Raw genomic sequence first — 21,708 nt, 5'->3', positions numbered from 1 at the left:
ATTGCGAGAGGATTTTTCCATGCTGAAATTTACCCAGGAACATGAATGGCTGAAGCTCGAAGGCGATGTCGCGACCGTCGGCATCACCACTTACGCTGTCGAGCAGCTCGGTGACCTCGTTTTTGTGGAACTGCCTGAGGTCGGCGCCACCTTCTCCAAGGATGGCAATGCCGCGACCGTCGAATCCGTCAAGGCGGCTTCGGATGTCTACTGCCCGCTCGATGGCGAGATCGTCGAAGTCAATCCGGCTATCGTTGCCGATCCGTCGCTCGTCAATTCCGATCCGCAGGGTGCTGGCTGGTTCTTCAAGCTCAAGCTCAAGAACCTCTCCGATGCCGATGGCCTGCTCGACGAAGCAGCCTACAAGGAGCTGACTGCGTAATGACGACGCCTACCGAATTCCAGTTCACCGACTATCAGCCCTATGACTTCGCAAACCGTCGTCATATCGGCCCCTCGCCGTCTGAAATGTCGGATATGCTCGGCGTCATCGGCTACAAGAGCCTCGATGCGCTGATCGACGCAACCGTGCCGCCCGCCATCCGCCAGAAGGCGCCGCTCCTCTGGGGCGCGCCGATGACGGAGCGCGAGGCGCTCGACAAGCTGCGCGAAACCGCCAACAAGAACAAGGTTCTGACCTCGCTGATCGGCCAGGGCTACTACGGCACGATCACGCCGCCGGTCATCCAGCGCAACATCCTGGAAAACCCTGCCTGGTACACGGCCTACACGCCCTACCAGCCGGAAATCTCTCAAGGACGCCTCGAAGCGCTCCTGAACTACCAGACGATGATCTGCGACCTGACCGGCCTCGACGTCGCCAACGCCTCGCTGCTCGATGAAGCCACCGCCGCTGCCGAAGGCATGGCGATGGCAGAGCGCGTCTCCAAGTCGAAGGCCAAGGCCTTCTTCGTCGATGCCGACTGCCATCCGCAGACGATCGAGCTGATCAAGACCCGTGCCGAGCCGCTTGGCTGGTCTGTTGTCGTCGGCGACCCCTTCAAGGACCTCGATCCGGTCGATGTCTTCGGCGCGATCTTCCAGTATCCGGGCACGCACGGCCATGTGCGCGATTTCACCGGCCTGATCTCCCGCCTGCACCAGACGGGCGCGATCGCCGTCGTTGCCGCCGATATTCTGTCGCTGACGCTTCTGAAATCGCCGGGCGAAATGGGCGCCGACATCGCCATCGGTTCCTCGCAGCGTTTCGGCGTTCCGGTCGGCTACGGTGGTCCGCACGCGGCCTACATGTCGGTCAAGGATGCCATCAAGCGCTCCATGCCCGGCCGTCTCGTCGGCGTTTCCGTCGATGCCCGCGGCAACCGCGCCTATCGCCTGTCGCTGCAGACGCGCGAACAGCATATCCGCCGCGAGAAGGCGACGTCGAACATCTGCACCGCGCAGGTTCTGCTCGCCGTCATGGCCTCCATGTACGCCGTCTTCCACGGTCCGAAGGGCATCAAGGCGATCGCCCAGCAGGTCCACCAGAAGGCCGTGCTGATGGCCAAGGGCCTGGAAAAGCTCGGCTATAAGGTCGAGCCGGACACCTTCTTCGACACGATCACCGTCGATGTCGGACATATGCAGGGTCTCATCCTGCGCGCAGCCGTCGCCGAAGGTGTCAACCTGCGCAAGGTCGGTCAGACGAAGATCGGCATGTCGCTCGACGAGCGCACCCGCCCGGCAACGCTCGAAGCCGTCTGGCGCGCCTTCGGCGGCAATTTCCAGATCGCCGATTTCGAGCCGTCCTATCGCCTGCCGAAGGATCTCTTGCGCACCAGCGAATACCTGACGCATCCGATCTTCCACATGAACCGCGCCGAAAGCGAAATGACCCGCTACATCCGCCGGCTCTCCGACCGCGATCTGGCGCTCGACCGCTCGATGATCCCGCTCGGCTCCTGCACGATGAAGCTGAACGCCACGGCGGAAATGCTGCCGATCACCTGGCCGGAATTTTCCGACATCCATCCTTTCGTGCCGGCCGATCAGGCGCTCGGCTACCGCGAAATGATCGATGACCTGACGGAAAAGCTCTGCGCCGTCACTGGCTATGACGCATTCTCCATGCAGCCGAATTCCGGCGCGCAGGGCGAATATGCGGGCCTGCTGACCATCCGCAATTACCACATTGCCAACGGCCAGGGTCACCGCGACGTCTGCCTCATCCCGACCTCGGCGCATGGCACCAACCCGGCCTCGGCCCAGATGGTCGGCATGAAGGTCGTGGTCGTCAAGGTACGTGAAAACGGCGATATCGATCTCGACGATTTCCGCGCCAAGGCAGAAGAACATGCGGCAAACCTTTCCTGCTGCATGATCACCTACCCCTCGACGCATGGCGTGTTCGAGGAAACCGTCAAGGAAATCTGCGATCTCGTGCATCAGCACGGCGGCCAGGTCTATCTCGACGGCGCCAACATGAACGCCATGGTCGGCTTGTCCCGTCCTGGTGACATCGGCTCCGACGTCTCGCACCTCAACCTGCACAAGACCTTCTGCATCCCGCATGGCGGCGGCGGTCCCGGCATGGGCCCGATCGGCGTCAAGTCGCATCTGGCGCCTCACCTGCCCGGCCATCCTGAAACGGACGGTCGTTCGGGTGCGGTTTCCGCAGCGGCCTTTGGCTCGGCGTCCATCCTGCCGATCTCCTGGAGCTACTGCCTGATGATGGGAGGCGAAGGCCTGACGCAGGCAACGAAGGTGGCGATCCTGAACGCCAACTATATCGCTGCCCGCCTGAAGGGCGCTTACGACGTGCTCTACAAGTCGGCTGCCGGCCGTGTGGCGCATGAATGCATCATCGACACGCGTCCGCTGGTCGATAGCTGCGGCGTGACCGTCGACGACGTCGCCAAGCGCCTGATCGATTGCGGCTTCCATGCGCCGACCATGAGTTGGCCGGTTGCCGGCACGCTGATGATCGAGCCGACCGAGTCCGAAACCAAGGCCGAACTCGACCGTTTCTGCGAAGCGATGCTGGCGATCCGTCAGGAAGCCCGCGATATCGAGGAAGGCCGTTCGGACAAGCAGAACAACCCGCTGAAGAACGCCCCGCATACGGTGGAAGACCTCGTCGGCGAATGGGATCGCCCCTATTCGCGCGAACAGGCCTGCTTCCCCCCCGGTGCCTTCCGCGTCGACAAGTACTGGTCGCCGGTCAACCGCGTCGATAACGTCTTCGGCGACCGCAACCTGATCTGCACCTGCCCGCCCGTCGAGGCCTACGCAGAGGCAGCCGAGTAGCGGCCAAGCCAGCTGCCCGAAGCGCAAGTGAAGGGCCGAGCGATCAAAGCCCCTTCCATCATGGGAGGGGCTTTCCTAATTCTGATGGAAATGCGCGAAGGAAATTCACACCATGTCTCAGGATCAAAGCGAAGCAAGAATGCAGGCGCCCTGGTCGAAGCCCGTGCTCGTCGCCCTCGAAGAGCCCGGCCAATATGAGACCATCGCCAATACCCAGGCGGCCTCCTGGGCGATGATCGAGGACTGGCCGACGGAAGATGGTGCCGCACTGGATCAGGCGCTGCTGATCTGCGCCGATGTCATCAAGGGCAAGCGCACCGGCGAGGATGCGCGCAAGGCTTTCATCGCCGCCGCAGTCGAAGCTGGCCTCGACATCAAGGCCTGAGCAGCGGCGATTGGCAAAGAGCCGCGAGATTGGACGATGCGCGGCTCTGCTTTCCCGGCGATGAGGGCGTTGAGACTTTTTCGGGACTTTTGTCCGCACCGGTGAACCATTTTCGATTCTCTGCGTAATCATTCATGCTGGATGCTTTAACGACCAGCTGGGAGAAGGGCTGCCTGCCCCTGTACCGGGCGCCCTTCTCCTGTATCCGCCATCTGCGGCAGGTTAACCTTACTGCCTAACCGTCTGTTGAAGCTCCGTTCGCCTGCGGACGTCGTTTCTGGCATAAAGACACCACGCCCCTCGTAGCTCAACGTCAGAGCAGCTGTCTGGTTTGCAGCCGATCCAGGTTCAATTCCTCGGCAGGGGCACCAGTCTCCCGGCCCCCTGCTCTCTGTCGTTGGCGAAGCGTGGGTTTGCTGCCTAGAAGCGCTCGCCAACCATTTCTTCACTCCTGGCCCACAATGCCTTCGCCGTTTCGGGATCGAGCGCATAGGAGCGTACGCCCTCGGAAATCGGGCTGATCTCCGCGTCCGTCACGTGCGAGACGTGGCAATTCTCGCAATATTTGCCGCCGATCGCGTCTGCCGGGGCGACGAAACCGGCCCACACGGAAGTCGCTGCACCCTGCGGTATTGTCTTCCACTCGAAGCCCGACTTGCCCTCGGCAGCAAGTGCCGCATTGATCTGCGCCAGCATGCCTTCGATCATGCCGGGGTCGAGATGACGGCCGAGCTCAGTCTGGATGCCGCCGGGATGCAATGCCGTTGCGCGGATGCCGCGCTCCCCGAGGCGCCGGTCGAGCTCCACCGCGAAGAGGATATTTGCGGTTTTCGACTGGGCATAGGCCGCCCAGGGCTCATAGGTCTTGCTCTCGAAATTGAGGTCGTCGAGGCTGAAAGGTGCCATGCGATGGCCTGAGGATGCGACGATCACCACGCGGCCACCGGATTTGACGAGCGGCGCGATGCGGTTGACCAGCACGAAATGACCGAGATGATTGGTGCCGAACTGTGTTTCGAAACCGTCTGCCGTGCGGCCGAAGGGAGCGGCCATGACACCGGCATTGGCAATGACAACGTCGAAGGGCCGCCCATCCGCAATGAGCGCATCGGCGCAGGCTCGTACGCTTGCCAGAGAAGCAAGATCGAGCTCGACGATCTCAAGGCCGCCTCCATCGGCTGCACCGGCGCGCACGACCTCCGTTGCCACCCTTGCCTTTGCGAGATCGCGTGCCGTACCAACGACTTGTGCTCCATGGGCTGCCAGCACGCGCGCGGTTTCCACACCGAGACCGGCCGAAACACCTGTCACGAAAACACGCTTGCCCTTGAGATCGACGCCGGAAAGCACCTCGTCGGTGGTCGATGTCGTGCCAAAAAGTCCACTCATGATTATCTCCTTGATCATGGACGCACCGCTCCGGGCTGGTGGACCATTGCCCGCCGGCCTCTGATGGAATAAAAGGAGGATGCCTCCAGATAAATACGGAGGGACCCTCCGTTTATCAAGGGGACGTCTCGAAAAATGGCCGGAAAAAGTGACGGGCCTGCCGTCCGAAAGCCGCGTGCGGATGCCGAACGCAATCGCCTGCTGTTGATGGAAACGGCAAAGACCGTCTTCGCCGATAAGGGCTCCAGCGCCAGCCTGGAGGAAATCGCCCGCCTAGCCGGCGTTGGCATTGGTACACTCTATCGCCATTTCCCGACGCGCGATGCGCTGATTTCCGCCGTCTATCGCAACGAGACTGCCCAGCTTGCGGCTGCGGCCGGGAGCTTGTCCGAAACGCATCCGCCGGTCGAAGCGCTTCGCCTGTGGCTGGTGCAGTTCGTCGACTATGTGGTGACCAAACACGGCATGTCCGAACTGCTGGATTCACTTGTTGGAGGTACGTCGCAGCTCTATGCCGATTCCGTTACCCCGATCACCGATGCCGTCAATCTGCTGATCGACCGCGCCACTGAGGCCGGCGAGATCCGCCTCACCATGGACCCGCTCGACCTTCTTCGGGCACTTGCCGGTGGTGCAAGCATCAGCTGCGGCCCGGCCTGGAGGCAAGCGGCCCGCCAGCTCATCGATATCCTGATCGCGGGCATGAGGGCCAATCGCTAAGGCCGCGTGCCATTCCGGCACAACCGTTCAATCACCCTCGCCTTTCGCTAACCGAAGCCGTTCAGCATTCCCTAAATCCTTGCCGATACAACGCTGGTGTCCGGAACAGGGAAACGGTCGATGAGCATTTCTGCAATCACGCATACGGCTCTCTCGGGAATGCTGGCGCAGACGAAGCGCGCAGGCGCGATCGCCAACAATGTCGCCAATGCGAGCACGCCGGGCTACGGCCGGCTGGACACGAGCTTCCAGTCTGTTGAACCGACGGGTGTTCAGGCAAGCGTCACCGCGACCGACCAGGACGTGGATTTCGCCACCGAACTGACCGACCTCGTCGAAACCGAACAGAGCTACAAGGCCAATGCCGCGGTCTTCGAAACCGGCGCCGATCTCTGGGACGTGCTGATGAGCATCAAGCGCGATTAACGCGCTCTCCTGCTCTATACGATCGAATAAGCCACCGAACCGAGCGCCACCGCGCCGAAGGCGATCAGCATGTAGCTTGTCGCTCGGCCGACCTTGGCCGTGAAATCGGTCGACAGCCGGTCCCTGGCGAGGCTGACGGCGCCGCTCAGGCAGAACCACCAGAGCAGCGATCCCATGAAGACGCCCGAGACGATCATTGCCGAACTGAACCGGCGCGTCTCCTCCGTCAGGCCGAGGCCGGCAAACAGTGCGCCGAACGAGAGGATCGTTGCCGGATTGGAAATGGTCAGCAGGAAGGTCGAGATGGTCGTGTGCAGGAAATCGGCCGCATTGATCTTTGCCGCCTTGATCTTTCCCTTGTTTTTCAGCCCGCGCCAGCCGAGCCAGAGCAGCATCAGGCCACCCCCAAGCGCCAGCGGCATGGTGGCCATCGACATGGTTTCGGAGAAAACGGCAATCCCGGCGACAGCGACCAGCGCATAGCTTGCATCCCCGAGCGCGGTCCCTAGTCCGCCGGAAAAGCCATACCAGAACCCCTTCTCGAGGCTGCGGTTGATGCAGAGCGTTCCGATCGGCCCGAGCGGCGCAGTGATGATAACACCCAGGAGGGCGCCCTTGAGGAACAGGAGGAGCATTGTCCGCTTCGTTTCTTCTTGGTCGCTTGTCGATCTCGGACAGGCTCGTCAAAATCAAAAGGCCGCCAATTATGGCGGCCATCAGGCAATTTCAATGGAAAACTGTTAATGCTGAGCCGGAACCACGGCATCGCCGCGCGCGGCAAGGGCTGCGAGATCGGCGGGCTTCAGCTCGACAGATTCACCACATCCGCAGGCCGAGGTCTGATTTGGATTGGTAAAGATGAAGCCGGAGCGCAGCGTGGTCGTTTCAAAGCCGAGTTCGGTGCCGAGCAGGTAGAGAACGGCCGAAGGCTCGATCCAGACCCGGGCGCCGTCGCGCTCGATCAGGTCGTCCTTGGCATTGGGTTCTGTCACCATGTCGATGGTATATTCCATCCCGGCGCAGCCACCCTTCTTGATGCCGACGCGAATGCCTTTGGCATCCGGCCCGCCATTTTCGACGATCGCCTTCACGCGGTCCGCGGCGGCTGTCGTCATGCTCATTACTGCAAAGCCCATGGGCCAAATCTCCTTCCACGACCGGGGTCAAGATCCGGCGCTTCATGAATCAATGTAAGGCGAGCACCTTAAGCGATCAATACCACGGTACCGTATCAGTACCAGCCAACCGCGACCTGCGCTTCTTCAGACATGCGGTCCGGCGTCCACGGTGGATCGAAGGTCATGGAAACCTCGACGCCCGAAACACCTTCGACTGCGCCCACGGCATTTTCCACCCAGCCCGGCATTTCGCCGGCAACCGGGCAGCCCGGAGCCGTCAGCGTCATCATGATCTTCACCATGCGGTCATCTTCGATATCGATCTTGTAGACGAGGCCGAGCTCAAAGATGTCTGCGGGAATTTCCGGGTCGTAGACGGTCTTGAGAGCGCCGATCACGTCCTCGCTGAGCCGCGCCAGTTCCGCTTCCGGAATGCTGGAATGCACGATGCCCTCGCGCACGTCGATCTTTTCTTCATCCAGGCTCATGGCTTCTTCCTCAAGCAAAGAACTTGCGCGCATAGTCGAGCGCATCGGCCAGCGCATCCACTTCGGCGCGGGTATTATACATGCCGAAGGATGCACGGCATGTGGAGGTCACGCCGAAGCGTTTCAAGAGCGGCATGGCGCAATGCGTGCCCGCGCGCACGGCAACACCCTGTCGGTCGATTACCATCGAGACGTCATGGGCGTGGATGCCTGCAAGCTCGAAGGAGAAGATCGCGCCCTTGCCAGGCGCATTGCCGAAGACGCGCAGCGAATTGACCGCCTTCAGCCGCTCTTCCGCATAGGCCGTCAAATCAGCCTCATGGGCGGCGATATTCTCGCGGCCGATCTTGTCCATGTAGTCGAGCGCATAGCCGAGCCCGATCGCCTGCACGATCGGCGGGGTGCCGGCTTCGAAGCGATGCGGCGGATCGTTGTAGGTGACGATGTCTTCGCTGACTTCGAAGATCATCTCGCCGCCACCCTGGAACGGCCGCATCTCCTTCAGCCGGTCCTTCTTTCCATAGAGCACGCCAATGCCGGAGGGGCCATAGAGCTTGTGGCCGGTCATGACATACCAGTCGCAATCGATATCCTGCACGTCGACGGGCAGATGCACAGCACCCTGCGAACCGTCGATCAGCACCGGAATGCCACGCTCATGGGCGATGCGGCAGACTTCCTTGACCGGGACGATGGTGCCGAGCGCATTCGACATATGGGTGATCGCGACGAGCTTGGTCTTGTCGGTCAGGCTCTTCTCGAAATCCTCGATATGGAAGGCGCCCTCATCATCGACAGGCACCCAGACGAGCTTGGCGCCCTGCCTCTCCCGAATGAAATGCCAGGGCACGATATTGGAGTGGTGCTCCATGATCGTCAGCACGATCTCGTCACCCTCGCCGATCTTGGGCATGCCCCAGCCGTAGGCGACGGTATTGATCGCCTCGGTCGAGTTTTTGGTGAAGACGATATCGTCTACAGAAGGCGCATTCAGGAAGCGGCGAACCTTTTCGCGCGCCGCTTCATAGGCTTCCGTCGCCGCATTGGAAAGGTAATGCAGGCCGCGATGCACATTGGCATATTCATGGCTGTAGGCATGCGAGATCGCGTCGATCACCGCCTGCGGCTTCTGGGCGGAAGCGCCGTTGTCCAGATAGACCAGCGGCTTGCCATGCACCTTCTCCGCAAGGATCGGGAAATCCCTGCGGATGGCTTCGACATCATAGGCGGTTGCCGGTACGATCTTGTCCATGGCGTTTTCCGATCAGGCGTGCTTTTCCAGCCAGGCCGAGATGACGCCTTCCAGCGCCTCGACCAGGGCTTCGTCTTCCAGTTCCTCGACAATCTCGGCAACGAAGGCGTTGACGAGCATGGCGCGCGCCTTGTTCTCCGGGATGCCGCGAGCCATCAGGTAGTAGAGATGGTTGTGGTCGATATCGGCAACCGTCGCGCCGTGGCCGCACTGAACGTCGTCGGCGAAGATTTCGAGCTCGGGCTTGACCGAGAACTCTGCATCATCGGACATCAGCAGCGTGTTGCAGGCCATCTTGGCATCGGTCTTCTGGGCATCGGGTGCAACCCGGATCATGCCCTGGAAGACACCCTTGGCGCGGTCGAAAACGACGTTGCGGATGACTTCCGTCGAGCCGGTATGCGGCACGTTGTGGCCGAGAACCATCGTCACATCGGTATGCGTCTCGCCGCCGAGCAGGTTGATGCCGCGCAGCGTCAGATCGGCGCCCTCGCCGCTCACCTTGATGTTCAGCTCCTGGCGCACAAGCTTGCCGCCGGCATTGATGACGAAGAGCTTCAGCTTTGCGTCAGGGCCGAGATCGACGCGGATCTGGCCAAGATGCGTATCCTCGGCGCCCTGCTGCTGCAGGATGATCCAGGTCAGCTCCGTGCCCTGCCCGACCGCGATCTCGCTGACATGCGACACAAGCGCGGCATTGTCGGTCACCGACTGGTGACGCTCGATGACGACACCCTTCACATTCGCGCCAAAGGCAACCGGCAGGCGGGTATGAACGTCGCCGCCAGCATGGATGAACTGGATTTCCAGCGGCTCTTCAAGCTCGGTGCCCTCGGGCACTTCGACGACATAGCCGTCCTTGACGAAGCTGCCATTGATACGGCCGACCGCGTCGTCATTGCCGAGCGCATCAAGGCCTGCAGCGGCAGAACCGTCGATCAGTTTTTCGGAATAGGGAAAAACCTGGACATCGCCAGCCGAAGCCTTGTTGGCTGCCTTGCCCTGGATGACGGACAGAACCGGAGACCCTTCGACCAGCGGCTCCAGCGCTTCCGAACCGGCGTCACCCGCCTGGACCGGAACATTGCGCAAGAGATTCTTGAGGTCGGTATAGTGCCAGGCCTCGATACGGCGCGTCGGCAGGCCTTGCTTCTTCAGGTCGTCGAGCAGCCGGTCACGCAGCGCGGTGACAGCGCCATTGCCCGGCAATTCGCCGATCTTCTCGTTGAAGGCTTCGATCAGCGCCGATTCGGCCGCGGTCAGGCGGCTCGTCGTTTGCATATTCATGGACGTCGTCCTTTCCGCCACGCTCAGGCTGCGGCGCCGATGATATCGGCGTAACCGTTGGCTTCCAGCTCATGAGCCAGCGTCTTGTCGCCGGACTTGATGACCTGGCCCTTGTAGAGGACGTGGACCGTGTCGGGCACGATGTAATCGAGCAGGCGCTGGTAGTGGGTGATGACGATAACGGCACGGTCGGGCGAACGCAGCGCGTTGACGCCGTCGGCAACGATCTTCAGCGCGTCGATGTCGAGGCCGGAATCGGTTTCGTCGAGCACGCACAGCTGCGGCTCGAGCAGCGCCATCTGCAGGATCTCGGCGCGCTTCTTTTCACCGCCGGAGAAGCCGACGTTCAGCGGGCGCTTCAGCATGTCGGTGTTGATCTGCAGCTTGGCGGCAGCGTCCTTGACGCGGCGCATGAAATCGGGCGTCGTCAGCTCGTCTTCGCCGCGCGCCTTGCGCTGCTCGTTCATCGCAACCTTCAGGAACTGCATGGTGGCGACACCGGGGATTTCGACCGGGTATTGGAAAGCGAGGAAGATGCCCTTGGCCGCACGCTCGGCCGGATCGAGCTCGAGAATGCTCTCGCCATTATAAAGGATGTCGCCCTCGGTCACTTCATAATCTTCACGACCGGACAGCACATAGGAGAGCGTCGACTTGCCGGAGCCGTTCGGGCCCATGATGGCGGCAACTTCGCCAGCCTTCACGGTCAGGTTCAGGCCACGGATGATCTCGGTGCCGTCTTCGGCGATGCGGGCATGAAGGTTCTTGATTTCAAGCATCTTTGGTTCCTGCGTTTTGTCTGCGTAGCTCATCGGAGCCTCGCGTAATTTCTAAGGGCATTGACATGTTGTGCACGGCGCTACCGCCAAAAGAAACGAATGACACGGAAAATGGCGGCCGTTACGAGCGAAAGCCCCTCAAGATCCGGGCTATCCGCAATCATCCCTCCCGGTTTTGCCATTTTTTCCATGCGCTGCCGGAGAAACACATAGGGTCGCCCCGGCGGCCTTTCCGTCTCGTATCTTTGCTCGCGGGGGCCTATCTTCGACAGGATCTCCCCGCGCATATTCGTCAGGCGTTCAAGAATTCGCTTCTTGTCCGCCTCGCTCATGTCAGCCGACCGAGCCTTCCAGCGAGATGCTGATCAGCTTCTGTGCCTCGACGGCGAATTCCATCGGCAGTTCCTGCAGGACTTCCTTGACGAAGCCGTTGACGATCAGCGCGATCGCCGCTTCGGTCGGAATGCCACGCTGCAGGCAGTAGAACAGCTGGTCTTCGGAGATCTTCGAGGTGGTTGCCTCATGCTCGAACTGTGCCGTCGAGTTCTTGGCCTCGATATAGGGCACCGTATGAGCACCGCACTTGTCGCCGATCAAGAGCGAGTCGCACTGCGTGAAGTTGCGGGCGTTCGATGCCTTGCGGTGAGCCGAAACCTGGCCGCGATAGGTGTTCTGCGAAACGCCGGCAGCAATGCCCTTGGAGACGATGCGGCTCGACGTGTTCTTGCCGAGATGGATCATCTTGGTGCCGCTGTCGATCTGCTGATGGCCGTTGGAAACGGCGATCGAGTAGAACTCGCCTCGGGAGTCATCGCCGCGCAGAATGCAGGACGGATATTTCCAGGTGATGGCAGAGCCGGTTTCGACCTGCGTCCAGGAAATCTTCGAGCGGTCGCCGCGGCAATCGCCGCGCTTGGTGACGAAGTTGTAGATGCCGCCCTTGCCGTCCTTGTCGCCCGGATACCAGTTCTGGACGGTCGAATATTTGATCTCGGCATCATCGAGGGCGACGAGCTCGACCACGGCGGCATGCAGCTGGTTTTCATCGCGCTGCGGTGCTGTGCAGCCCTCGAGGTAGGAGACGTAGGCGCCTTCCTCGGCAATGATCAGCGTGCGCTCGAACTGGCCGGTGTTCTTCTCGTTGATGCGGAAGTAGGTGGAAAGCTCCATCGGGCAACGCACGCCCTTCGGCACAAAGACGAAGGAACCGTCGGTGAAGACAGCCGAGTTCAGCGTCGCATAATAGTTGTCGGTCGTCGGAACGACGGAGCCGAGATATTTCTGCACGAGATCCGGATGCTCGCGGATGGCTTCCGAGATCGACATGAAGATCACGCCGGCCTTCTTCAGCTCTTCCTTGAAGGTCGTCACGACCGAGACGGAATCGAACACAGCATCGACGGCGATCTTCGGCCTCTCGACGCCGGCGAGGATCTCCTGTTCCTTCAGCGGAATGCCGAGCTTCTCATAGACCTTGAGAATTTCAGGATCGACTTCGTCCAGCGACTTCGGGCCTGGCGTGCTCTTCGGCGCCGCGTAGTAGTGGATCGCGTTGAAATCGATCTTCGGATAGTCGACGCGCGCCCAGGTGGGCTCTTCCATCGTCAGCCAGCGCTTGTAGGCTTCGAGACGCCATTCGAGCATCCATTCCGGCTCCTGCTTCTTGGAGGAGATCAACCGGATGATGTCTTCGGAAAGGCCCTTGGGTGCCTTATCCATTTCGATGACGGTTTCGAAGCCGTATTTGTACTGGTCCACGTCGATCTGGCGGACGCGATCGACTGTTTCCTGGACAGCAGGCATGTCACTCTCCAATCTCGCCGGAGAAAAGGTCCGGCAGCTTGTCAGTGGGGCTATTTTTCTTTGCCCCTGATGTAAGTGGCCAAAAGGGACTTTTCAGCCCTGATGGCAAGTAGAAATTTGCGTTTCCGCAAGATTATGAGGCGTTCAGGCTGCCTCGCCCGCCAGCTTTCGCCGGGAGGCAATTTTCGCAAAGGCCACAATCGCCCGATCCACGTCGTCTTCCGTCGTCGAAAAGCCGAGCGATATGCGCAAGGCCCCGAGCTTCGGATCGCGGCCCATCGCCGTTAGCACATGGCTTTCGCCGACCCTGCCGGAGGAGCAGGCAGACCCCGCCGAAAGCGCCACCCCTTCGAGATCGAAGGCGATCTGGCCGGTCTCTGCCTTCATGGAAGGAAGCGTGAAGAAGATCGTGTTGGCAACGCGCGGACCGTCCGCGCCGTGGATGATGACATCGGGCGCGGCAGCACGCATGCCGGCTTCCAGCCGGTCTCGTAACGCTGCAATTGCCGCATTCCGTTCCTCAAGGTTCTGCAGGGCGGCGTCTGCAGCGGCGCCAAAGCCGATCAGCGCCAGTGAATTCTGTGTCCCCGAGCGGTGACCCTTCTCCTGCCCGCCACCACGGATCAGCGCCTTCGGCATCAGCGCCTCGCCGCGGGCAATCAGTGCGCCGGCACCCTTCGGGCCGCCGATCTTGTGGGAGGATATGATCATGAAATCCGCGCCGATCCGTTCGATCTCTATCGGCAGACGGCCGGCCGCCTGAACGGCATCGACGACGAAGAGCCCGCCATGGGCGCGCACGATCCTGCCCGCCTCCTCGACCGGCTGGACAATGCCCGTCTCGTTGTTGACGAACATGATCGCCACCATCGGCAGGCCGCTCGCCTTGTCGTGAGCGTCGAGAAGAGCGGCCAGCGCCTTCAGATCGACGATGCCGGCGTCGGTGACCGGAATTTCCGTCGTTTTTTCTTTCGGGAAGCGTCCGCCTTCGCGCACGGCCAGATGCTCGACGGCCGAATGATAGAGACGGCCGAGTTTCAGCGGCGTGCGGCCCATGCTGAATTCCGGCGTCAGGACCATATTGGCGGCTTCGGTTGCACCGCTCGTAAAGATCACATTGGCGGAATCAGTGCCTGACAAAAGCGCGATCTTGCGGCGTGCGCCCTCGATGGCTGCACGCGCAGCACGGCCTTCGCCGTGCACGGAATTGGGATTGCCGAAGACATCCACGGCGCGCATGACCGCGTCACGCGCAGCAGGGTGCATCGGCGATGTTGCGTTCCAATCGAGATAAAGGCGTGGCGGCGCCATTGTCTTCGGTCCTGCGCTTGACGAGCTTGCTCGGGCGCGGCGGTGCATTTTTCTTGAAATTTCCGCCGGGCTTGCCGTATGACACGTTCCACGCTGCGTGGATCGCCATGCAAGTTTCGAATTGTTCTAAACTGCGTTTTAGAAAAGCTGACAACCGTCGTCAAGTCATGTTGTCGCCAAACGTAGCGTGAACGCGAAATAAAACCGGAGTACCGATGCCCGAAGTTATTTTCAACGGCCCAGCCGGCCGTCTTGAAGGCCGCTACCAGCCCTCCAAGGAAAAAAGCGCACCGATCGCCGTCATTCTGCACCCGCACCCGCAGTTTGGTGGCACGATGAACAACCAGATCGTCTACCAGCTCTTCTACATGTTCCAGAAGCGCGGCTTTACGACACTGCGCTTCAATTTCCGGGGAATCGGCCGCAGCCAGGGCGAATTCGACCACGGTGCGGGCGAGCTTTCGGATGCCGCCTCCGCTCTCGACTGGGTGCAGAGCCTGCATCCCGATTCGAAGACCTGTTGGGTTGCCGGTTATTCCTTCGGCTCCTGGATCGGCATGCAGCTTCTGATGCGCCGCCCGGAAATCGAAGGTTTCATGTCGATCGCGCCGCAGCCGAACACCTACGACTTCTCGTTCCTGGCACCCTGCCCCTCCTCCGGCTTGATCATCAATGGCGAGGCGGACAAGGTGGCACCTGAAAAGGACGTCAATGGTCTCGTCGAGAAGCTGAAGACCCAGAAGGGTATTTTGATCACCCACCGCACGGTGCCGGGCGCCAACCACTTCTTCAACGGCCAGGTTGATACGCTTATGGCCGAATGCGAGGATTACCTCGACCGCCGCCTGAATGGCGAACTCGTGCCGGAACCGGCCGCCAAGCGCATCAGGTAACGGCTTGCCGCATGGCGGCCGTCATCTCGAATTCTACGCCCTTGACACCTTCGATAAAGATCGGCCCGCGCTCCCGCATGCCGATCTTTTTCAATATGTGCTGCGAGACGAGATTGTCCGGGTGGGTGAAGGCCACGAAATGCGGCGCGATGCCTTCGGCGAAGAACCAGTCCGCGAGCCCCGCTGCGATTTCGCTCGCATATCCCTTGCCCCATTCGCCGGCGTAAAACGCATAGCCCATTTCATGTTCGCCGGTATGAAAGAGCGAAATACCGGCTCGCCCGATGAAGCGGCCGTCCTCGCGGCTGACGATCTTGTATTTTGTCGTGCCGTCGCGCGCTTGCTCGGCAAAATAGGATCGCAGCCGCTCCTCGCATTTTTCACGTGACCACGGGGCCGCTCCAGACATGTAGCGCGTCGTCTCGATCGTCGAATGCAGGTCCTGGATCAGATCAGCATCGCCGTTTTCCCACATCCGGGCGACAAGGCGCGGCGTTCGGAAAATAACGTCGCCGCTCATCTTTCGGGCTCCGACAGCACGCCGCCGCTCACCGGCTGGCTGACACCTGTGGTGCCGGGATAGGTCAGCGGCAGGCCCTCCAGCGAGCGGACGGCGAGATAGGCCCAGGCTTCTGCCTCCATGGCATCCCCATCGAAACCGGCCTCTTCGGCACTCATGACACGAGAGCCGTTCTTGCCGGCCATGTCGGCGAACTCAGCCATGATCGTGCCATTCAGCCGTCCGCCACCGCAAACGATGTAGACTGACGGTCTGTCAGGCAGATAACCGGCCGATTTGATGATCGAGCCCGCAGCGACATGCGCCAACGTGCGCGCGCCATCCTCGAGGGTCGCTTCACCGTGCGCCAGTGGCTTGAAATCGCCGCGATCAAGCGAGCGGCGGATATTGCCGCTGAAAAACGGGCTACCGAGGTAGCGCGCGGCGAGGTCAGGCACCACCTGCCCGCGCCTCGCGATCTCGCCGCCCGGATCGTAAGTCCTGCCCGTGTGCATCTCCACCCACTGGTCGATCAGCGTATTGCCGGGGCCGCTGTCGAAGGCAGCGATGCGCCCCTCCGCGCCGATATAGGTGAGGTTTGAAATTCCACCGATATTGACGAAGCAGACGGCCTGTCCATCCTTCTGGAAGCGGCCGGCGAGCGCCGCGTGGTAAGCAGGCACCAGCGGCGCGCCCTGCCCGCCATGCACCATGTCGTTGGCGCGCATGTCATGGACGACGGGAATGCCGGATCGTTCGGCCAGAAGCGCACCATCGCCGATCTGGATGGTCAGCGCATCATCGGGCCGGTGCAGCACGGTCTGGCCGTGGAAGCCCAGCACGTCGATATCGCCCCTGACGAGGCCGAACTTCTCTAGAAATGCCGTAACGGCATTTGCGTGACGCAGGGTCAGTTCGACCTCGATCTTGCGCAGCTCGTCCGGCCGCGCGCTGCGATCGGTCAGCGGGCGCGCCAGATCAAGCGCCCGCTTCAGCTCCTCGCGAAAGCCGCCGTCATAGGCCACGCCCAGAAACGGACCGCGCTCGATGAAGCCTCGTCCGTCTGTCCGGAGCAGTGCCACATCGATGCCGTCCATCGAGGTGCCGCTCATCAAGCCGACCGCAGTCCTGACGATATCCATTGCGCCGCGCGCCTTTCATGCGATTCCCGGATGCACTTTTGGAAAAACAGTGCTAAACGCGCCGCGACGGTTCAACAAGCGTCAATCCCATTCCCGTTCGACGTTCAAGAGACGAAGCCCATGCCCGAGTTCAAGTCCGATTTCCTCCGCACGCTGCAAGAGCGCGGCTTCATTCATCAGATTTCCGATGAAAGCGGCCTCGACGATCTTTTCGCCAAGGAAACCGTGACGGCCTATATCGGCTTCGATCCGACCGCGCCCAGCCTGCATGCCGGATCGCTGATCCAGATCATGATGCTGCACTGGATGCAGAAGACCGGTCACCGCGCCATCTCGCTGATGGGCGGCGGCACGGGCATGGTCGGCGACCCCTCCTTCAAGGAGGAGGCCCGCCAGCTGATGACCGTCGATACGATCGAAGGCAATATCGCTTCCATCAATCGCGTCTTCTCGAACTACCTCAATTACGGCGACGGCCCCAAGGACGCGCTGATGATCAACAATGCCGAATGGCTGCGTTCGCTGAACTACCTTGAGTTCCTGCGCGATGTCGGCAAGCATTTCTCGGTCAACCGCATGCTGTCCTTCGACAGCGTCAAGACGCGCCTCGACCGCGAACAGTCGCTTTCCTTTCTGGAATTCAACTACATGATCCTCCAGGCCTACGATTTCGTCGAGCTTGCCAAGCGCTATGATTGCCGCCTGCAGATGGGCGGTTCGGACCAGTGGGGCAACATCGTCAACGGCATCGACCTCGGTCACCGCATGGGGACGAAACAGCTCTACGCATTGACCTCGCCGCTGCTGACGACCTCCTCCGGTGCCAAGATGGGCAAGTCGGCCACGGGTGCCGTCTGGCTGAATGCCGACATGCTCTCGGCCTACGATTTCTGGCAGTACTGGCGCAATACGGAAGACGCTGATGTCTCGCGCTTCCTGAAGCTCTACACCACGCTGCCGATGGATGAGATTGCCCGCCTCTCGGCACTCGCCGGTTCCGAGATCAACGAGGTGAAGAAGATCCTGGCGACCGAGGTCACTGCGATCCTGCACGGCCGTGAAGCCGCCGAACAGGCTGCCGAGACGGCCCGCAAGACTTTCGAGGAAGGCGGCCTCTCCGACAACCTGCCATCGGTCGAGGTTCCCGCCTCCGAACTCGATGCCGGCATCGGCCTTCTGTCGCTGATCGTCCGCGCCGGTCTTGCCGCGTCGAACGGCGAAGCCCGCCGTCACGTCCAGGGCGGCGCCGTGCGCATCAATGACCAGGCCGTCAGCGACGAACGCAAGATGATCGGCAGCGGCGAGATCACCGCAGATGGCGTCATCAAGTTGTCGCTCGGCAAGAAGAAGCACATCCTGATCCGCCGCGCGGCCTGAGCCGCGCAAGCGATACGAAAAGAAAAGCCGGCCGTCGCGCCGGCTTTTTCTTTGCCGCCTGTCAGCATGACGGCGGGTAGATTTTCTCCGTCATGACACTATCAGGCAGCGCTGGTCCCCAGCGGATTACTGGAATTCGAAGATCTGACGGAAGACGCCGGGCGCGATCACCGAGAGCGGATTGATCTGCAGGTTCGGCTGATCGAATTTTCCGGTCAGCTTGAAGGTGATGCCGATCAGGCCGCGGTCCGAACCATTGCCGAGGATGACGCCGATCAGCGGCAATTCGGCGAAAAGCCGGTTGAGACCGTAAGCCGGCATGAAAGTGCCGGTCATGTCCATATTGCCCTTCCGGTCGCGCACCATTCCCTGGAACGTGGCGCCGATCTGATCACCGCGCAGCACGCCGTTTTCGATGGAGATCGTCCCCCCGCGTGAGACGACACGGGCAAAGCCACGCTGGAAGCGCTGCGAGGAGGTATCGATATCCCGCTTCACGGCTTCGCTGAGACTGCGCTGGTCCGATCCGACCGGTGTGGAGACGATAGACCGCAGGCGTTGTTCGTTGACGATCGAGAAGCGGCGCACGTCGACCGATCCATCCCAGCCGCTGCCTGCGCTGAGGCGGATAGCCAGGTTGAGAAGCCCGCCCTGCATATGCTGGTAAAGATCAGCAAAGCGTGACACTGAGCCGGCATCGCCGCTGGTGATATTGATGACGCCCCCACCCTGCATCCGGCTGACGACCGCCTCGCCGCTATCGGTGATGCCGGAGAAATTCAGCGATTGCAGCCGGCTGCCGCTCAGGGCGATCTGTGCCTGGAAATTGCCGATCTTCTCGTCGTTGAAGCCGATGATGTTCTGCAGCTTTGCCCGCACGCTTACGCTGGTGTCGTCGCTGCCACTACTGTCCGAATCCGATTTCAGCCTGGCGATGATCGGTCGCGCATCGGCGCTGGCGCCGGCTATGGAAATATCGAAGCCGCCTTTGCTGCGCTTCAGCGACAACCCGAAATCATCGACGGAAGACAGCTTCACACTATCGAAATCTGCCGATATCAGGCCGCTCTTGCCGATCATGAGTGCTCCGGTCGCCCCGAAGCCATCGCCCTTCAGGCGGAAATTCTTGACCTGCGTATTGTCAGGCGGGCCTGAAACCTCGAATTCGGCATTGGCAGGAATACCGACACCTTTCGACCAGCCGATCCAGGGAAGATCGAGCGATGCTTTGCCGAGGTCGAGCTGCACGTCCTGCCGGTTTTCGTCCAGCCGTGTCAGCACCAGTTTGACGCTGCCGCCAAGAATGCTGGACAGGCCAGGCAGCAGCCTGTCGCGCTGGTCGCCGTTGAGTGTTGCCGAAATCACGCGCTGCGGCTCGATGCCGGAAGATTTGTCGACGGGCTCCAGCATGTCGATATCGGCGGAGACGCCATCGATGTCGGCGTTGCCCTTGACCTTTATCTGCTGCGGATCGGCATCGAGCGTGCCGTCAAGATCGGTGATCATGCGTCCCGAAAATGGCTTGGCAAGTGCGACATCGGTGAGCTTCATCTGCGCCTGCCATTCGGGGGGCGGCGGGTTCTGCGAGGACAGAAGTCCGAAATGCGCCTTCACATGCGCGTCGATATTGCCCTTGAGGTCGTCAGGCACGAAGCCCGCGCGCTGCAATACCTTGATCGGCTTGTAGGTCAGAAGCTCGCCGACCGCATCCGCTGAACCTGAGACGGAAATGTCGGCGTCCGCCATCAATGGCTTGTCGTAGGTCGATGGCAGCACGAAGGTGCTCGGCTGCAGCGTCACGGAACGCCCCGACGGAAAATAGGAAGTGCCGCTCTTGAGGGAGATGGTCGCCCGCCCGCCCGACAGGTCGAAATGCGCCGCGGTATCGCGCACCGGCGGTATCTCGCCGGCGACATTCAGGCGAGTCCCGTCGATGTCGAAAGCGATGCGGAGCTGATTTTCGTCGAGCCGCAGCCCACGGCCTTCTGCCGCCTCGTCCAGGCGCCCTGGCGGGATGTAGACGGAAATGGAGGCATCGGTCACCAGGCCGCCGAAGAGGTTTGCCAGCACCCACACCCGCGCTTTGGACGCCATCCAGAAGGGCCAGAGCTGCTTGATCGCGGTCGTTTGCATCTGCTGCGATTGCCCGGCAAAGCTGATCTCCGGTGATTTCTCGTTCAGCCGGATATGCAGAGCCCCATAGAGGGAGCCAAGCGGCGAGGAAGCCACCATATTCGTGAACTGGAATTCGCGGCCGGCGACAAGATAGCGTCCGGTCGCCTGCAGATCGAAGGACAGCGGCTGCTCGCCGGAATTGGGTGCTGCCGTGCCGCCGCTGATCAGCGCGTCGATGCCGAACCCCTTGCCGGCATTCGGATCGAGCTTGTCGAGATCGATGACCGCGCCGCTGATCGGCAGCACTGTCGGCCCGAGATGGAGCTGCGATTTGGCAATCTCCAATGTCTGCTTGTCGAAGTCATAGGCCAGATTGACTTGCCCATCCGTCAGCTGCTGAGAATCGCCGTCGACATAGATAAGGCCCGGATCGAGCTTGAGAGCGGCATTGAGAAGCGGCTTGGCGCCGTCGGCTGCCCTGACCGCGGAAATGGTAAGATCGCCGAAGGTGTTGAGCCCCTGGCGGATCTCGCCCTGTTCATTGCGCTTCAGCGTAAACGGCGTCAGGTCACCGTGTGATAATGTGGCGATGAGCCGGGTTGCATGCCCCCCCGCCTGCTCCGTGATTACATTGAGATCGGCCGTCTCGCCGTTGATGGAAATCTGGCCGCTCAGCTGCAGCGAGTTCGGCCCGGCATGTTCGAAGGCGAGATTGTTGACGACGAGCGAAAGCGGCCCGTTTGCTGTATCCGCAAGCTTGATATCGATCCCGGAGAAGCGCACGGAATCGGTGGCCCCGCGTTCGATGAAGTTCTCGAACAGGTCGAGATGGGAAAAGATCGTCTCCATTGCCGCCGGGATGGCATCGACGCGCAGATCGTCAAGCTTGATGGGGGCGCTGGATGGAAGCAGCGAGGTGTCGAGGGCGATATCGTCCGCTTCGACCGATGATATGGCGATGCGGCCGCGGAAGAGTTGCAGCGGATCGAGCGCCATGCGCATGGAAGCTGTGGTCGAAAGATGCTGACCGCTCTGTTGGTCGATCATGTTGACGTCCCGCGCTTCGAGCGCCAGCCGCATGCCGGAGGTGAAGCGGATGACGGTGGAGCCGACTTCGGCGCGGTATCGCGGCCCGAGCGCACTGTTCAGCGCCGACTGCGCCTGCTGCGACAGGGGCGCGTCGATGATCCCGCTTTCGATGGTAAAGACGATCGCCGCCAGGATGAGCAGGATGACTGCGCAGAAACCGCCGGTAGCCTTCGCCGTGCCGCGCATGCGGGAGCGCGGCGGCGGGCAATGCACGATAAGAGGATCCTGCACCTGCGCTGAAGGCAGGTTGTGCAAGGCGACGATGTCCTTCTTTCGGAACGTGACCTTTTCGCCGCGGATGGCTGACATGCGCCTTGGGAAACTCCTGAGTTTGGTTTGAATCACTCTGTGCGGGACGCCGTTTCGTCCACTATATACCGGTTCGATAT

Annotated in this window: 20 protein-coding genes and 1 tRNA gene; 8 read left to right on the top strand and 13 right to left on the bottom strand. The window is 61.2% G+C overall.

The window, feature by feature from the left end:
- Window positions 1-19: 19 nt before the first annotated feature.
- The 4 genes from gcvH (at window position 20) to FHX06_RS08790 (ending at window position 4,002) form a co-directional block, all read left to right on the top strand.
- On the top strand, window positions 20-382 hold the full coding sequence (gene gcvH, locus FHX06_RS08805; RefSeq protein ID WP_029868842.1) for a glycine cleavage system protein GcvH: 363 nt from the start codon (window positions 20-22) through the stop codon (window positions 380-382).
- Window positions 382-3,246: an aminomethyl-transferring glycine dehydrogenase gene (gcvP, locus tag FHX06_RS08800; protein ID WP_183878954.1), complete on the top strand. Its 2,865-nt coding sequence runs from the start codon at window positions 382-384 to the stop codon at window positions 3,244-3,246. Before gcvH ends, gcvP begins: the two co-directional genes overlap by 1 nt.
- A gap of 139 nt (window positions 3,247-3,385) precedes the next feature.
- Window positions 3,386-3,631: a DUF982 domain-containing protein gene (locus tag FHX06_RS08795; protein WP_029869121.1), complete on the top strand. Its 246-nt coding sequence runs from the start codon at window positions 3,386-3,388 to the stop codon at window positions 3,629-3,631.
- A 295-nt stretch (window positions 3,632-3,926) separates the two neighbouring features.
- Window positions 3,927-4,002, top strand: a tRNA-Thr gene (locus FHX06_RS08790).
- Between the two features lie 49 nt (window positions 4,003-4,051).
- Here FHX06_RS08790 and FHX06_RS08785 read toward each other — a convergent pair.
- Window positions 4,052-5,020 (bottom strand): SDR family NAD(P)-dependent oxidoreductase, encoded by a 969-nt coding sequence (locus FHX06_RS08785; RefSeq protein WP_183878953.1) that lies wholly within the window; start codon window positions 5,018-5,020, stop codon window positions 4,052-4,054.
- A gap of 135 nt (window positions 5,021-5,155) precedes the next feature.
- On the opposite strand from FHX06_RS08785, the gene FHX06_RS08780 reads away from it, so the two are divergent.
- Both FHX06_RS08780 and FHX06_RS08775 read left to right on the top strand, forming a co-directional pair.
- A complete protein-coding gene (locus tag FHX06_RS08780) occupies window positions 5,156-5,740 on the top strand; it encodes a TetR/AcrR family transcriptional regulator (protein ID WP_113148210.1) in 585 nt (194 codons plus the stop codon).
- A gap of 120 nt (window positions 5,741-5,860) precedes the next feature.
- Entirely contained in the window at window positions 5,861-6,166 is a 306-nt protein-coding gene (locus FHX06_RS08775) for a flagellar basal body protein (RefSeq protein ID WP_113117034.1), read from the top strand.
- A gap of 14 nt (window positions 6,167-6,180) precedes the next feature.
- On the opposite strand, the gene FHX06_RS08770 is transcribed toward FHX06_RS08775, so the two are convergent.
- From FHX06_RS08770 to FHX06_RS08730, 9 genes are all read right to left on the bottom strand, one after another.
- On the bottom strand, window positions 6,181-6,801 hold the full coding sequence (locus FHX06_RS08770; protein WP_112547710.1) for a LysE family translocator: 621 nt from the start codon (window positions 6,799-6,801) through the stop codon (window positions 6,181-6,183).
- A gap of 105 nt (window positions 6,802-6,906) precedes the next feature.
- Window positions 6,907-7,302, bottom strand: coding sequence for a Fe-S cluster assembly scaffold SufA (gene sufA / locus FHX06_RS08765; protein ID WP_112547711.1), 396 nt, complete (start codon window positions 7,300-7,302; stop codon window positions 6,907-6,909).
- 95 nt (window positions 7,303-7,397) lie between these two features.
- On the bottom strand, window positions 7,398-7,772 hold the full coding sequence (locus tag FHX06_RS08760; RefSeq protein ID WP_112547712.1) for an SUF system Fe-S cluster assembly protein: 375 nt from the start codon (window positions 7,770-7,772) through the stop codon (window positions 7,398-7,400).
- A gap of 10 nt (window positions 7,773-7,782) precedes the next feature.
- Window positions 7,783-9,024: a cysteine desulfurase gene (locus FHX06_RS08755; RefSeq protein WP_112968179.1), complete on the bottom strand. Its 1,242-nt coding sequence runs from the start codon at window positions 9,022-9,024 to the stop codon at window positions 7,783-7,785.
- 12 nt (window positions 9,025-9,036) lie between these two features.
- A complete protein-coding gene (gene sufD / locus FHX06_RS08750; protein ID WP_183878952.1) occupies window positions 9,037-10,311 on the bottom strand; it encodes a Fe-S cluster assembly protein SufD in 1,275 nt (424 codons plus the stop codon).
- A 23-nt stretch (window positions 10,312-10,334) separates the two neighbouring features.
- Complete coding sequence (sufC, locus tag FHX06_RS08745; RefSeq protein WP_112547715.1) at window positions 10,335-11,090, bottom strand: Fe-S cluster assembly ATPase SufC; 756 nt, start codon at window positions 11,088-11,090, stop codon at window positions 10,335-10,337.
- 80 nt (window positions 11,091-11,170) lie between these two features.
- Window positions 11,171-11,422, bottom strand: coding sequence for a hypothetical protein (locus FHX06_RS08740; protein WP_113148206.1), 252 nt, complete (start codon window positions 11,420-11,422; stop codon window positions 11,171-11,173).
- 1 nt (window position 11,423) lies between these two features.
- Window positions 11,424-12,893 carry a Fe-S cluster assembly protein SufB gene (sufB, locus tag FHX06_RS08735; RefSeq protein ID WP_112547717.1) on the bottom strand — a complete coding sequence of 490 codons (1,470 nt, stop codon included), beginning with the start codon at window positions 12,891-12,893 and terminating at the stop codon, window positions 11,424-11,426.
- A 144-nt stretch (window positions 12,894-13,037) separates the two neighbouring features.
- Window positions 13,038-14,204 carry a cysteine desulfurase family protein gene (locus tag FHX06_RS08730; protein WP_112547718.1) on the bottom strand — a complete coding sequence of 389 codons (1,167 nt, stop codon included), beginning with the start codon at window positions 14,202-14,204 and terminating at the stop codon, window positions 13,038-13,040.
- Between the two features lie 215 nt (window positions 14,205-14,419).
- Here FHX06_RS08730 and FHX06_RS08725 point away from each other — a divergent pair, with 215 nt between their 5' ends.
- Window positions 14,420-15,097, top strand: coding sequence for an alpha/beta hydrolase (locus FHX06_RS08725; RefSeq protein WP_025668882.1), 678 nt, complete (start codon window positions 14,420-14,422; stop codon window positions 15,095-15,097).
- Here FHX06_RS08725 and FHX06_RS08720 read toward each other — a convergent pair.
- A complete protein-coding gene (locus tag FHX06_RS08720; protein WP_183878951.1) occupies window positions 15,090-15,617 on the bottom strand; it encodes a GNAT family N-acetyltransferase in 528 nt (175 codons plus the stop codon). The genes FHX06_RS08725 and FHX06_RS08720 overlap by 8 nt on opposite strands.
- Window positions 15,614-16,738, bottom strand: coding sequence for an anhydro-N-acetylmuramic acid kinase (locus FHX06_RS08715; RefSeq protein ID WP_183878950.1), 1,125 nt, complete (start codon window positions 16,736-16,738; stop codon window positions 15,614-15,616). The genes FHX06_RS08720 and FHX06_RS08715 overlap by 4 nt, the downstream gene beginning before the upstream one ends.
- Window positions 16,739-16,858: 120 nt before the next feature.
- Here FHX06_RS08715 and tyrS point away from each other — a divergent pair, with 120 nt between their 5' ends.
- Window positions 16,859-18,115, top strand: coding sequence for a tyrosine--tRNA ligase (gene tyrS / locus FHX06_RS08710; protein WP_183878949.1), 1,257 nt, complete (start codon window positions 16,859-16,861; stop codon window positions 18,113-18,115).
- A 126-nt stretch (window positions 18,116-18,241) separates the two neighbouring features.
- Here tyrS and FHX06_RS08705 read toward each other — a convergent pair whose 3' ends face one another.
- Window positions 18,242-21,628, bottom strand: a complete 3,387-nt coding sequence (locus FHX06_RS08705; RefSeq protein ID WP_183878948.1) for a DUF3971 domain-containing protein — start codon at window positions 21,626-21,628, stop codon at window positions 18,242-18,244.
- Window positions 21,629-21,708 lie beyond the last annotated feature (80 nt).

It is taken from the genome of Rhizobium sp. BK512 (assembly GCF_014194915.1).
In the GTDB taxonomy this organism is placed as follows: domain Bacteria; phylum Pseudomonadota; class Alphaproteobacteria; order Rhizobiales; family Rhizobiaceae; genus Rhizobium.
This window is presented reverse-complemented; position numbering and strand designations above follow the sequence as displayed.